This window comes from Microbacterium atlanticum, from assembly GCF_015277815.1.
In the GTDB taxonomy this organism is placed as follows: Bacteria; Actinomycetota; Actinomycetes; order Actinomycetales; family Microbacteriaceae; genus Microbacterium; species Microbacterium atlanticum.
On record NZ_CP063813.1, the window covers coordinates 846,968 to 860,427 of the forward strand.

Here is a 13,460-nt window from a genome sequence, read left to right on the forward strand (position 1 = left end):
GCGTGCGCCGCCGAGCCGGCGACAGGCCCGCGACCGGATGCTACTTCGACGTCAGACCCGCGCGCCAGCGCCGCTGCTCGCGGGCGAACAGGACGGCGAACACCGCCCAGACGCCCACGTCGTCGGCGAGGCCCATCGGTCCGAGCACCAGCTCGGGGATCAGATCGAGGGGCACGAACGTGTACACGACGGCGGCGATCGCGGCGACCCATGTCGTCGGCGCGACACGGTGCTCGCGGCGCGTGACCGCCTTGAGGAACCTGAACCACATGAGACCAGTGTGCGTCACGCCTGCGACAGCGCGGCGGGTGCTTGACAACGAAGTGATCACGGCCCCGTCGCGGTAGCATCCCGAAAACGACCGGAGGCGCGATGAAGAACAGCTGGACCCCGCTCGCCGTCGTCTACCTCGGGCTGGCGATCGTCGGTCTCGTCGGCACCTTCGTGCTGAACGCGTGGTCGGTCGTCGCCGGTCGCGATTACCTCGGCGACCTCTTCGGGAGCGGCCCGGCCGTCTCGTCGATCGGTGTCGACCTGCTGATCGTCGCTGTCGCGGGGGCGGTCCTGATCGTGGCCGAGGCGCGGCGACTGGGCATGAAGCGCGCGTGGCTCTACATCGCGCTCTCGCTGGTCACCGCCTTCGCCTTCACCTTCCCGCTGTTCCTCGCGATGCGCGAGCGGAGGCTGCGGGCGATCGCGACCGGCCGGCCAGGCTCCGCCTACTGAGGGTCGACGACGCGTCGTCACGCGCGCTCGACGGGCAGCCACAGCTCGCACGTGGCCGTGCGGAAGTCCTCGGCGCGATCGAGCACCGCCACGATCGACGGACCGGGGCGAAGGCGCCACGGGTTGGACGGGAACCACTCGGTCGCCGTCGCGGCCCACGTCGACTGGAGGGCGTCGGGGTACGCGCCGGTGCTCAGGAACACGGCCCACGCGCCGGCCGGGACGTCGATCGTGTCGAGGTCGTCGGGGACGGGGGTCTTCTCCGAGACCGCGACCCCGTGCAGGTAGGTCAGCTCGCTGCCCTCGGCGAAGTCGGGGTCGACCTCGGCGCTGATCTGGAGCAGTCCCCGGGGCTCGGTGTCGCTCAGCGCCTTGAGGCGGGCGTGCTCGCCCGCCGCAAGCCCGGAGACGAACGCCTGGATGTGCGGGTTGACCCCGTGGTGGATGAGGGGCACGCGGGCGGCGTGGCCGACGAGGCGGAAGGCGGGGCGGTCGGTGAGGCGGGTGTCCATGGGGGTGTTCCCTTCGACGGTCAGGCGGAACCTGAGCTGCGGTTGTGAGCGAAGGGGTCCGCCGTGCAGACGAACGTCGCCCGGAGTGCTGCCGTGCACCGACCGGAACGCCCGGCCGAAGGCCTCGGTCGAGCTGTAGCCGTACCGCACCGCGACGCCGAGCAGGTCGGCGCCTGCCACCACCTCGGACGCGGCGACCGTCATCCGTCGACGCCTCACGTATTCCGACAGCGGCATGCCCGCCAGCGACGAGAACATCCGGCGTACGTGGTACTCCGTCGTGCCGAGGTCGGCGGCGAGGACATCGAGGGCGAGGTCGCCGGTGAGGCCGTCCTCGACGGCCTCCACGACCCGGTTGAGGATCCCGATCACGGTTTCTCCCTTCGACGACCAGCCTGGTCGAGGAGTCCGGCGGCCGCCCGATGATCGCGGACCGATGTTGTCGGCTCAGCCGCCGACGTGCGCCAGGGTGAGGCGGTTCTTCCCCGTGCGCTTGGAGCTGTACATCGCCGCGTCGGCGCGCACGAGCAGCTGCTGGGCGTCGGGCTGCTCGTCGATGCCGGGGAGGTAGAGCGAGATCCCCACGCTCACCGATGCCGAGACGACGCCGCCGGCGACCGTGATCGGTGCCCGGGTGACCTCCAGGATCCGCTCGGCGATCGCCTCTGCGGCCGGCGCATCCGCTCGGGCGCAGATGGCGACGAACTCGTCGCCGCCGATGCGTCCGACGAGATCGCCGACACGGACGGACGCCGTCAGCCGCGCGGCGAGCTCGAAGAGGACCATGTCACCGGAGGCGTGGCCGAAGGCGTCGTTGATGCTCTTGAAGTCGTCGACGTCCAGGAAGAGGACGGCGAGCGGCTCGCCGGCGGCGGCCGAGGCGGCGATCGTCTCGTCCAGGCTCAGCTGGAGCAGCTGCCGGTTCGCGACGCCGGTGAGCTGGTCGTGAAGGGCCAGGAAGGCCAGGCGGCGCTGCAGCCGCACCCGCGTGAGCGTCTGTGACGCCTGGCGTCCGAGCGCCTGCTGCAGGTCGAAGTACTGCGCGTCGAAGTCGGTGCGCCGCGCGAAGAAGCACGCCAGGTTGCCGAGGCGCCTGCCGTCGGAGAGGAGCGGTGTGACCGTGATCGACGACAGTCTCTCGGCGCGCATGGCCGCGGCGAGTTCGGGGTAGACGTCGCCGATCTCATCGGCGTTGACGACGGTGACCTCCGCCGCGTTGCGCAGCGACGGAACGGGAGCGACCTTTCCGGCGAGGGGATTGGTGCCGCCCTTGAGCTGGAGCTCGCCGTCGTCGTCGGTCAGATAGACGGCCGCGTCGCGCGCGGCGAACGCGTCGCGCGCGGCGGCGGCGAACGACTCGGCCACCTCCTCGTCGGTGGCGCTGACGTCGAAGCTGCTCGAGACGTCCTGGAGGACGCGCACCCGCTGCTCGGACGTCTCGGCGGTGCGACGGGCGGCGAGAAGCTCGCGCTCGTACTGCGCACGCTCGGTGGCCTTGAAGACCGCCATCCGGACGAGACCTGCCTGCTCGTCACGGGCGGAGTTGACCAGGGTGGGCAGGGGCGTCCCGTCGGCCGTCACGAGGGTGAGCGCCACCTCCTCCACGGAGCCCCGCAGGTGAAGGACCTGGGTGTGGCGCGTCTCGTAGAACAGCCGGCTACCCGCGTCGAGCAGCGACGCGAAGGGCCGGCCGACGACGTCCTCGCGAGCGTGGCCCATCCAGGTGAGGAAGACCCCGTTGGCGTCGACGACATCGCCGCCGGGCGTCGTCGCCACGAGCCCGCACGGAGCGTGCTCGAACCAGCCGTCGCCGTGCCCGCTCATGCGACGAAGGCGAGGATCTGGTCTGCCACCTCGTCGGGTGCCGACAGGTTGGGCACATGGCCGGTGGCATCGAGGAGCGCGAAGCGGCTCGTCCTGATGGCGGCGTGCACATATCGGCCGACGGACTCGCCCGCGATGGCGTCCTCGCGGCACTGCAGCACGAGGGTGGGCACGCAGACGAGCGGCAGGTCGGTGCGGTTGTCCGACAGGAACGTCACGCGTGCGAAGTGACGGGCGATCTCGGGGTCGATGCTGCAGAAGCTGTCGGTGAGGCGCTGACCGAGCTCGGGCCGGTCGGGCCGGCCCATGATGACCGGGGCGGTGGCCTGCGACCAGCCGAGGTAGTTGGCGTCCAGGGCGTCGAGCATCGCGTCGATGTCCTCGCGCCGGAAGCCGCCCTCATACCCGTCCTCGTCGGTGTAGCGCGGGGAGGGGCCGACGAGCACGAGGCCGCGGAATCGCGACGGGTCGCGGTTCGCGGCGAGCACGCCGATCATCGCACTCACCGAGTGACCGACGAAGACGACATCGGTGACATCGAGCGCCTCGAGGATCTCGAGGACGTCCGTCGCATACCCGTCGAGCGAGTCGTACTTGCTCCGGTCGTACGCCGACGAGTCCGATCCGCCGGCTCCCACATGGTCGAACAGGACGACACAGTGGTCGGATTCGAAGCGCAGGGCGACGAGGCTCCAGGCCTCCTGGCTGCAGCCGAAACCGTGGGCGAACATCACCACGGGGCGGCCAGGGTCGCCGATGACCTTCACGTTGTTGCGGCGCAGCGCATCAGCCATGGCGTTCCCATCATCGGCGCAAGAGGAACGCCTCTTGAGATCGTACGCGACGCACGTCGCTCATCCGACCGCCGCGCGGCGCCGGAGGCGCGCACGGCGGATCCACTTCTCGAGCTCGATCAGCACCGGGACCAGGAGCGCCAGCCCGAGGGCGATGAGCCACTCGTCGCCCGACAGGCTCGTCGTTCCGATGAGCCGCTGCATGAAGCCGACCTCGACGGCCGCCACCGTGAGCACGAGCGGGATGGAGAGCCACTTCACCGCGATGAGGATGGGCGGCGCGAGGCCGGACTCGGGATCGCGGCGCATCACCAGGCCGCCGAAGATCGAGCCGAGGGCGCACACGACGAATGCCATGGTCACGGGCACGTTCGGCTGGGTGGAGCTGAGCTGGTCGGGGTAGATCAGCAGCGGGATCAGCGTCGTGAGGAAGATGAGGCCGCCGTAGATGAACCACAGCGTCACCGCCGCGGGATTGGCGATGGTCTTCTTCGGGTCGCGCGGCGGCTTGAGCATGATGCCCTCGGGAGCCGGGTCGAGGAGGATCACGATGACGGGGAAGATCGCCACGAAGAAGTTCAGGAACAGCACCATGATGGGCGTCAGCGGCACGCCGTCGTTGATGCCGAAGATGCTCGCCACGAGGAACAGCAGCACGAGCGAGAACAGCTGCGACATCTGGAACCGGACGTAGCTGACGATCTTCTCGTAGATCGAGCGCCCGAGGCGGACGGCCGTGACGAGGGTCCCGAAGTTGTCGTCGACGAGGATCATCTTCCCCGCCTGCTTGGTCACGTCGCTTCCCGACCCCATGGCGACGCCGATGTCGGCCTGCTTGAGCGCGGCGGCGTCGTTCACGGCGTCGCCGGTCATCGCGACGACGGCGCCCTGCTCCTGCATGAGGCGGGCCAGGCGCAGCTTGTCCTCGGGCGTGACCCGGCCGAACATGTGGAGTCGGGGGAGGGCGGTCTTGAGCTCGTCGTCGCTCATCGCCTGGATCTCGGCGCCGCTGGCGGCGCCCTCGCCGAGACCGAGCTTGGAGCCGATCGCGGCGGCCGTGATCGCGTGGTCGCCGGTGATCATGCGCACCTCGATGCCCGCCTCCCGGGCGATCCGCACCGCCTCCTTCGACGACGGGCGCAGCGGGTCGATGATCCCGACCAGCCCGACGAAGATGAGGTCGGACACGGCCGCCATCGGATCCTCCGCCACCGCCGCGTCCGGCGCGTAGCGTCGGAACGCGAAGGCCAGCACGCGCAGCCCCTGCTCGGAGAGCGAGCGGTTGGCTTCCAGGATCTGCTCGCGGCGGTCGGCGATCGGCACGACGCCGTCCATGGTCGCCACCGCGCTGCAGCGGTCCAGCACGACGTCGGGGCCGCCCTTGACGTAGCCGACGAGCGTCTCGGTGCCCTCCACCGGGATGCGGTGGAAGGTCGCCATGAACTTGTACGCCGAGTCGAACGGCACCTCGGCCACCCGCGGGAACTTCGCGCGCGTGAGCTCCGCCTCGGCGCCCAGCTTCGCCGCCAGCACCACCAGGGCGGCCTCGGTCGGGTCGCCGATGACCGCGCCGTCGTCCGACACGGTGGCGTCGCTGCAGAGCGTGAGCCCGAGGGCGAGCTGGGTGAACTGCGGCACGGGGAGTCCGGCGGCGTGGCGGACCTCGCCGGTCTTCTCGTAGCCGGAGCCCGCCACCGTGAACCACTCGCCGCGGTAGTACAGCGACTCCACCGTCATCTCGTTCATGGTGAGCGTGCCGGTCTTGTCGGAATTGATGGCGCTCGTCGCGCCGAGCGTCTCGACGTCGGTGAGGTTCTTGACCACCGCCTTGTGCTCCGCGAGCTGGCGGGACCCGTACGAGAGCATCGCCTGCACGAACGACGGCATGCCCGTCGGGATCGCCGAGATCGCCATCGAGATGCCGAGCAGGATCACCGAGGCGATCTCCTGCCCGCGCAGCAGGCCCGTCACGATGATGACGGCGACGGCCCCCCATGCGATCCAGCCGAGCACGCCGGTGAGCGAGTCGAGCTCACGCTGCAGGGGCGACTTGGCGGGCTTGACGGACGAGAGCATCGACGCGATGCGACCCATCTGCGTCTGCATGCCGGTGTCGGTGACGACGATCGCCGCCGTGCCGCGGGTGACCTGGGTGTTCTGGAAGACCATGTCGGTGCGGTCGCCCAGTGTGGTCTCGGGATCGGCGAGGGTCGAGGCATCCTTCGCGATCGGCGCGCTCTCGCCGGTGAGCGCCGCCTCCTGCGTCTCGAGCGTCGCCGACCGGAGGATCCGCCCGTCGGCGGGGACCAGGTCGCCCGCCTCGAGGTTCACGATGTCGCCGGGGACGAGGGTCGTCGCGTCCAGCTGGACCAGCGTGCCGTCGCGGACGACCTTCGCCTGCGGGATCTGCATCTTCGACAGCGCGTCGACGGATGCCTTCGCCTTCATCTCCTGCCGCGTGCCGAGCACGATGTTGAGCACGACGAGGGCACCGACGAGGATTCCGACGCTCACCTGGTTGATGAAGAGGCTGATGATCGCGACGGCCACCAGCATGATGTTCATGGGGTCGGCCAGCTGCTGCAGCGCCACCTGCCATGTCGACGGGGGCTTCTCGGCCGCGATGGCGTTCGGGCCGTGCTCGGCGAGCCGTGCCGCGGCGTCGGCGGCGGTGAGGCCGCGCTCCCGGTCGCTGCGGAGCGCCGCGACGACCGCGTCGGGCTCCTGGGTGTACCACGGGGCGTCCGATGCCGTGCCGGGCGGGGTGTCCACGGTGCTCATGGCTTGAACATACAGCGGCACGTCGCGCGCGGCACAGTGCTTTTTCGCCGCCTCGCGCGAGGTCAGTCGTCGAGCTCGGCGCGGAGTCGGCGGGTGAGCTCGGCGGTCGGGATCCCGCGGCGGAACACCGCGACGACGACGTCGTCCGCGGCCGGCGCCGACTCGTCGTCGGGGAGCACCCCGAACCGGCGGCGGGCGTCGTCCAGGGCGGACTTGAGCACCGAGACGGGCACCTTCTTCGGCCCGCGGATCAGTCGCCGCAGGACGTGGTTGTGCACCGCCGTGATCAGGGCGGCGAACCCCACGGCGTCGAGGGGATCGAGGCCAGGCAGCGACGCGCGCAGATACTCGTCGAAGAGCCGCTCGTAGCGGAAGACGGTCACGATCTCGCGCTCGCGCAGGGCGGGCACGCCGCGCACCACCGCGTACCGGCGGCGGGCCAGCTCGGGGTCGGCGGCGAAGTGGGAGTAGACGAGAACGGATGCCTCGCACACCGCGGCCCACGGGTCGGGGTGCGCCCGCCCGAGGAAGTCGCGCAGGCGGTCCAGCAGCACCTCGTGGTCGGTGAAGACCACGTCGTCCTTCCCGCCGAACTGGCGGAAGAACGTCGACCGCGACACCCCCGCCGCCTGGGCGATCTGCTCCACCGAGGTCTGGTCGAACCCCTGCTCGTCGAACAGCTCGAGGGCGGCGGCCACCACCGCCGCGCGCGAAGCGGCCTGGGCTGCGGAGGCGGCGGTGTCGGACATCTCGGGGAGAGCCTAATGCGCCGCGCTCTGCGGTGCGGGCTTCGCCGCGCGCGCCCTGCCGGGCGGGACGGCCGCTGTCAACGGGGCTCGACGCGGCGGCACGCGTGCACTTCACTGGCCCCATGACGCCGATCTGGAAGCGGGGCGCGCCGGCCGTCCCCGGGACGCCCTTCGAGCCCGGGCGGCACCGCGACGTGGTGGTCGTCGGCGCGGGCCTCACCGGCCTCGCCACCGCGCTGCTGCTCGTGCGCCAAGGCCGCGATGTCGCGGTGATCGAGGCCGGCGAGGTCGGGGAGCTGGCCTCCGGGGCGAATACCGGCAAGCTGACCGTGCTGCAGGGCTCGGTCCTGTCGTCGATCCGCCGGCACCACTCCGCCCGCCTCGCTCGCGCGTACGTCGACGCCAACCTCGACGGCGCGCGATGGCTGACCGGGATCGCGGAGGAGCTCGGCGTGCCCTTCTCGCGCCGCGCCGCGTACTCGTATGCGCAGACGCCGGACGGCGTGCGCCGGGTGGATGCCGAGCTGGAGGCCGCGCTCGAGGCCGGACTGCCCGCGCGGCGCGTCGAGCCGGACCAGCTCGCGCAGTCGCCCTTCCCCATCCTCGGCGCGGTGGCGCTGGACGGCCAGGTCGCGATCGACCCCCAGCGGCTGCTCGTCGCCATGGCCGAGGCGTTCCTCCGGGAGGGCGGCACGCTGCACACCGGCGTGCGCGCGACCGGGGCGCAGGTGGTCCCGCACGCCGGCGTCGAGACCACCGCCGGCTTCGCCGAGGCCGACCAGGTCGTGCTCGCCACCGCCACCCCGATCGTGGATCGCGGCCTGTACTTCGCGAAGGTGAGCGGGCTGCGCTCCTCGTGCGTCGCCTTCACGACCGACGGGCCGCTTCCCGAGGGCCTGTACGTCACCGTCGACGGCGAGACGAAGTCGGTCAGGTCGATCACGGCCGACGACGGACCCGTCGAGCAGGCGCAGCTCGTCGTCGGCGGCAACGGGTTCCCGACCGGACGCTCCTCGTCGCCGCGCACGCGGATCGACGCGCTGATCGCGTGGACCCAGCGCCACTTCCCGGGTGCGGAGCCGGTCGCCGAGTGGTCGGCGCAGGACTACCAGTCGCACAACCTCGTGCCGTTCGTCGGGGCGATGCCACGCTCCCTCGGGCGCATCCGGTTCGCCACCGGCTACGCCAAGTGGGGACTCTCCAACGCGCCGGCGGCCGCCCTGCGCCTGGCGGCCGAGATCGACCGGGTGCCCCGGCGCGACCGTCCGGACTGGATGAACGTCATCGCGACGCGCTTCACCGTCCCCGCCGACCTCGCGCGAGGCGGCGTGCAGAATCTGCGGGTCGGCTGGGAGGCGACGGCCGGGTGGATCGGCGCGCAGGTCGCCCCGACGCCGGTGCGTCGCCCCGCCGACGGTTGCGGGGTGGTCGCGGGCCGCGGCGGGCAGCCGGTCGGCATCTCGACCGTCGGCGGGCGCACCCGGGCGGTGAGTGCGGTCTGCACCCACATGGGCGGCGTGCTGCGCTGGAACGACGCCGAGTGCACGTGGGACTGTCCGCTGCACGCGTCGCGCTTCAGCGCGGACGGAAGGCGCATCGAGGGTCCCGCGCTGCATGACCTCTCCCGACTGCCGCGCGTGCCCGGCGAGGAGGTCGAGGAAGCGCCCGGCGCGTCGCTGCGGTCGGAACCGCTCGACGAGCGGTAGTAGGCTGGGGCACTGGTCGATATCTCGACGTCGAGACGCTTTCCCCGCGTCGTCCCGCCCATTCGCCCCAGCGAAGGAATCACTGTGGATCTGTACGAGTACCAGGCACGAGACCTTTTCGAGAAGTACGAGGTGCCGGTGCTCCCGGGCATCGTCGCCGACACCCCCGAGGAGGCGAAGGCAGCGGCCGAGAAGCTCGGCGGCGGCGTCGTCGTCGTGAAGGCGCAGGTCAAGACCGGCGGCCGCGGCAAGGCGGGCGGCGTCAAGGTCGCCAAGAGCCCGGACGAGGCGTACGAGGCGGCCAAGGCCATCCTCGGCCTGGACATCAAGGGCCACGTCGTCAAGCGCGTCATGGTCGCCGCGGGCGCCCGCATCGCGAAGGAGTACTACTTCTCGGTGCTGCTGGACCGCGCCAACCGCTCGTACCTGTCGCTCGCGTCCGTCGAAGGCGGCATGGAGATCGAGCAGCTCGCGGTCGAGAAGCCCGAGGCGCTGGCCCGCATCGACGTCAACCCGGGCACGGGCATCGACAAGGCCAAGGCCGTCGAGATCGCCGAGGCCGCCGGCTTCGACGCCGAGCTCGTCGACAAGGTGAGCGACGTCTTCGTCAAGCTCTACAACGTCTACAAGGGCGAGGACGCCACCCTGGTCGAGGTCAACCCGCTCATCCTCTCGGAGGACGGCGAGATCATCGCGCTCGACGGCAAGGTGACGCTCGACGAGAACGCCGAGTTCCGCCACCAGGGCCACGCGCTGCTCGAGGACAAGGACGCCGCCGACCCGCTCGAGGCCAAGGCCAAGGAGAACGACCTGAACTACGTCAAGCTCGACGGTCAGGTGGGCATCATCGGCAACGGCGCGGGCCTGGTCATGTCGACCCTCGATGTCGTCGCGTACGCCGGCGAGAGCCACGGCGGCGTCAAGCCCGCCAACTTCCTCGACATCGGCGGCGGCGCGTCGGCCGAGGTGATGGCCGCGGGCCTGGACGTCATCCTCGGCGACCCGCAGGTCAAGTCCGTGTTCGTGAACGTCTTCGGGGGGATCACGGCGTGCGACGCCGTCGCCAAGGGCATCGTGGGCGCGCTCGCCGAGCTGGGCGCGACCGCGTCGAAGCCTCTCGTGGTGCGGCTGGACGGCAACCGCGTCGAAGAGGGCCGCAAGATCCTCCAGGATGCGAACCACCCGCTGGTGACCCTGGCCGCGACGATGGACGAGGGCGCCGACAAGGCCGCCGAGCTCGCCAACGCCTGAGACTCACACCCGGATACGAGGAACGAAACAGACATGTCGATCTTTCTTGACAAGGACTCCAAGGTCATCGTCCAGGGCATCACCGGCGGCGAAGGCACCAAGCACACCGCGCTGATGCTCAAGGCCGGCACCAACGTCGTCGGCGGCGTGAACGCCCGCAAGGCCGGCACCACGGTGCTCCACCACGACCGCGACGGCAACGCCGTCGAGCTGCCCGTCTTCGGCTCGGTCGCCGAGGCGATGGAGAAGACCGGCGCCGACGTGTCCATCGCGTTCGTGCCCGCCGCGTTCACCAAGGCAGCGATGGTCGAGGCCATCGACGCCGAGATCCCGCTGCTCGTGGTCATCACCGAGGGCGTGCCCGTCGGCGACACCGCCGAGGCGTGGGCGCACGCCACTGCGAAGGGCAACAAGACGCGCATCATCGGTCCGAACTGCCCCGGGATCATCACGCCCGACGAGTCGCTGGTGGGCATCACGCCCGCCAACATCACCGGCAAGGGCCCCATCGGCCTCGTCTCGAAGTCGGGCACCCTCACCTACCAGATGATGTTCGAGCTGCGCGACATCGGCTTCTCGACCGCCATCGGCATCGGCGGCGACCCCATCATCGGCACCACGCACATCGACGCGCTCGAGGCGTTCGAGGCGGACCCCGAGACCAAGGCGATCGTCATGATCGGCGAGATCGGCGGCGACGCCGAGGAGCGTGCGGCCGACTTCATCAAGGCCCACGTCACCAAGCCGGTCGTCGGGTACGTCGCCGGCTTCACCGCCCCCGAGGGCAAGACGATGGGCCACGCCGGGGCCATCGTCTCGGGTTCGGCGGGCACCGCGCAGGCGAAGAAGGAGGCCCTCGAGGCCGCCGGCGTCAAGGTAGGCAAGACGCCGTCCGAGACCGCCGCGCTGATGCGGGAGATCATCGAGGCGCTCTGAGCGCAGAGCGTGACAGCGAGGGCGGATGCCGCGACACCGGGTCGCGGCATCCGCCCTCGCCGTGTCAGCCGGCCGGCGGCGCCGCCCTCTCGTGAGCCGCCTACGCTGGAGGACATGCCGTTGACCGGAGAGTACAAGCCGTCCACGTCCGACTGGGCGCGCAAGCAGGCGGAGGTCTTCGAGGCCTCCAAGGGGGAGAAGGCGAACACGCTGCGCGGCGTGCCGATCATCGTGCTGACGACCGTCGGCGCGAAGACCCGCGCACTGCGCAAGACCGCGCTGATGCGGGTCGAGCACGACGGGCGCTACGCCGTCGTCGCCTCGAAGGGCGGGGCGCCGGACGAGCCGAAGTGGGCCGACAACATGCGTCGTCATCCCCTCGTCGAGCTGCAGGACGGCGCGGTGAAGCGCGACTACCTCGCGCGCGAGGTGACCGGCGACGAGCGCGCGCAGTGGTGGGAGCGCGCCACCGCGGTGTGGCCGGACTACGACGCCTACCAGATGCGCACCGACCGGCAGATCGCGGTCTTCGTGCTCGAGCCGCAGGGCTGATCCCGGTCCCGGCCGAGCCCGACGTCGAACGCGCTCTCGGAGAGGAACAGCGCTCAGCCCAGCAGCGCCTCCAGCGGCCCGCGGGCGAAGTAGAGCACGAAGCCGGCGGCCACGATCCACAGCAGCGGGCTGATCTCGCGCGCCTTGCCCGACAGCGAGCGCACGACCACCCACGCGACGAAACCCGCGCCGATGCCGTTGGCGATCGAGTACGTCAGCGGCATGACGGTGATGGCGAGGAAGACCGGCAGCAGGATCGAGAAGTCGGAGAAGTCGATGAAGCGGATCTGCGACATCATCAGCGCACCGACGATGACCAGCGCCGCCGCGGCGACCTCGGTGGGCACGATCGAGACGAGCGGCGTGAAGAACATCGCCACCAGGAACAGCCCGCCGGTCACGACGTTCGCGAATCCGGTCCGGGCGCCCTCCCCGATCCCGGCGCCGGACTCGATGAACACCGTGTTGGACGAGCTGGAGGTCAGGCCGCCCGCGACCGCGCCGACGCCCTCGACCACGAGCGCCGACTTGATGCGAGGGAAGTCGCCCTTCTCGTCCGCGAGGCCCGCCTCCTTCGACAGGCCCGTCATCGTGCCCATCGCGTCGAAGAAGTTCGTGAAGACCAGGGTGAAGACCAGCATGAGGGCAGCCAGCACGCCGATCCGCTCGAACGAGCCGAACGAGATCTGACCCACGAGCGAGAGGTCCGGGATGCTCACGAGCGACGCCGGCAGCTCGGGCACCGACAGCCCCCAGCCGCCGGGGTTGACCTCGTCGCCGGCGAACTTCGGGCCGATGTTCCAGACTGCCTCGACGATCACGGCGACGACCGTGCCGGTCACCAGGCCGATGAGGATGCCGCCCTTGACCTTGCGCGCCACCAGGATGCCGGTCAGCAGCAGTGTGAAGACGAAGATGAGCGTCGGCACCGTGGCGACCGAGCCGTCGACGCCGAGGCCCACCGGGGGAGAGGAAGCGCCGGTGGACGTGACCAGGCCCGCGTCGACGAAGCCGATGAACGCGATGAACAGGCCGATGCCGACGGTGATGGCGAGCTTGAGCTGCAGCGGCACCGCGTCGAAGATCATCTGCCGCAGCCCGGTTGCCGCGAGGAGCACGATGAGGAGGCCGTTGATCACGACGAGGCCCATCGCCTCGGGCCAGGTCACCTGGCCGACGACCGAGACGGCGAGGAACGAGTTGATGCCGAGCCCCGCCGCGAAGGCGAACGGCAGCCGGGTCACGAGACCGAACAGCACCGTCATGACCCCCGCGGTGAGCGCCGTCGCGGCGGCCACCTGAGTGAATCCGAGGGTACCGCCGTCCACGTCGACGCCGGCGGACAGGATGATCGGGTTGAGGATGACGATGTAGGCCATCGTCACGAAGGTCACCACACCGCCTCGGACCTCGGTGCCGATGCTCGAACCGCGCCGGGTGATCTCGAAGAACCCGTCCAGGCGGCCCTTCGGCGTGGGCGTCCGGGGACTTTCGACCTCGCCGGGTGCGTTCGACGTGGTGGACGGACCTGTGCTCATGTGGTTGACCTCCGTCATACAACGCTAGTCGCTCCGGCGGCCGCCCCTGACGCGGTCGAGCGGATGCCTCCCCTCGCGGCGCGGGCGACCG

Annotated in this window: 12 protein-coding genes; 5 read left to right on the forward strand and 7 right to left on the reverse strand. The window is 70.7% G+C overall.

Features of this window, described 5'->3' with window-relative positions; translation table 11 throughout:
• Positions 1-40: 40 nt before the first annotated feature.
• On the reverse strand, positions 41-271 hold the full coding sequence (locus IR212_RS03710) for a YkvA family protein (RefSeq protein ID WP_194397648.1): 231 nt from the start codon (positions 269-271) through the stop codon (positions 41-43).
• 101 nt (positions 272-372) lie between these two features.
• Here IR212_RS03710 and IR212_RS03715 point away from each other — a divergent pair, with 101 nt between their 5' ends.
• On the forward strand, positions 373-726 hold the full coding sequence (locus IR212_RS03715) for a DUF2834 domain-containing protein (protein WP_194397649.1): 354 nt from the start codon (positions 373-375) through the stop codon (positions 724-726).
• Between the two features lie 17 nt (positions 727-743).
• Here the strand turns inward: IR212_RS03715 and IR212_RS03720 are convergent, their stop codons facing one another.
• The 5 genes from IR212_RS03720 to IR212_RS03740 form a co-directional block, all read right to left on the reverse strand.
• Positions 744-1,610 carry an AraC family transcriptional regulator gene (locus IR212_RS03720; protein WP_194397650.1) on the reverse strand — a complete coding sequence of 289 codons (867 nt, stop codon included), beginning with the start codon at positions 1,608-1,610 and terminating at the stop codon, positions 744-746.
• A 75-nt stretch (positions 1,611-1,685) separates the two neighbouring features.
• Positions 1,686-3,062 (reverse strand): sensor domain-containing diguanylate cyclase, encoded by a 1,377-nt coding sequence (locus IR212_RS03725; protein ID WP_194397651.1) that lies wholly within the window; start codon positions 3,060-3,062, stop codon positions 1,686-1,688.
• Positions 3,059-3,856: an alpha/beta fold hydrolase gene (locus IR212_RS03730; protein ID WP_194397652.1), complete on the reverse strand. Its 798-nt coding sequence runs from the start codon at positions 3,854-3,856 to the stop codon at positions 3,059-3,061. The genes IR212_RS03725 and IR212_RS03730 overlap by 4 nt, the downstream gene beginning before the upstream one ends.
• Before the next feature lie 60 nt (positions 3,857-3,916).
• The gene (locus IR212_RS03735; protein WP_194397653.1) at positions 3,917-6,637 is read right to left on the reverse strand and encodes a cation-translocating P-type ATPase; all 2,721 of its coding nucleotides are present in this window, start codon (positions 6,635-6,637) and stop codon (positions 3,917-3,919) included.
• Between the two features lie 62 nt (positions 6,638-6,699).
• The gene (locus IR212_RS03740) at positions 6,700-7,386 is read right to left on the reverse strand and encodes a TetR family transcriptional regulator (RefSeq protein ID WP_194397654.1); all 687 of its coding nucleotides are present in this window, start codon (positions 7,384-7,386) and stop codon (positions 6,700-6,702) included.
• Positions 7,387-7,508: 122 nt separating this feature from the next.
• Between IR212_RS03740 and IR212_RS03745 the strand changes: the two genes are divergently transcribed.
• From IR212_RS03745 to IR212_RS03760, 4 genes are all read left to right on the forward strand, one after another.
• Positions 7,509-9,092 (forward strand): FAD-dependent oxidoreductase, encoded by a 1,584-nt coding sequence (locus IR212_RS03745; RefSeq protein ID WP_194397655.1) that lies wholly within the window; start codon positions 7,509-7,511, stop codon positions 9,090-9,092.
• 84 nt (positions 9,093-9,176) lie between these two features.
• Positions 9,177-10,343, forward strand: a complete 1,167-nt coding sequence (gene sucC, locus IR212_RS03750) for an ADP-forming succinate--CoA ligase subunit beta (RefSeq protein WP_194397656.1) — start codon at positions 9,177-9,179, stop codon at positions 10,341-10,343.
• A gap of 33 nt (positions 10,344-10,376) precedes the next feature.
• Positions 10,377-11,279, forward strand: a complete 903-nt coding sequence (gene sucD / locus IR212_RS03755) for a succinate--CoA ligase subunit alpha (protein WP_194397657.1) — start codon at positions 10,377-10,379, stop codon at positions 11,277-11,279.
• Positions 11,280-11,393: 114 nt separating this feature from the next.
• Positions 11,394-11,831, forward strand: coding sequence for a nitroreductase family deazaflavin-dependent oxidoreductase (locus IR212_RS03760; RefSeq protein ID WP_194397658.1), 438 nt, complete (start codon positions 11,394-11,396; stop codon positions 11,829-11,831).
• A gap of 53 nt (positions 11,832-11,884) precedes the next feature.
• Here the strand turns inward: IR212_RS03760 and IR212_RS03765 are convergent, their stop codons facing one another.
• The gene (locus IR212_RS03765; RefSeq protein ID WP_228479469.1) at positions 11,885-13,369 is read right to left on the reverse strand and encodes an NCS2 family permease; all 1,485 of its coding nucleotides are present in this window, start codon (positions 13,367-13,369) and stop codon (positions 11,885-11,887) included.
• Positions 13,370-13,460: the final 91 nt, after the last annotated feature.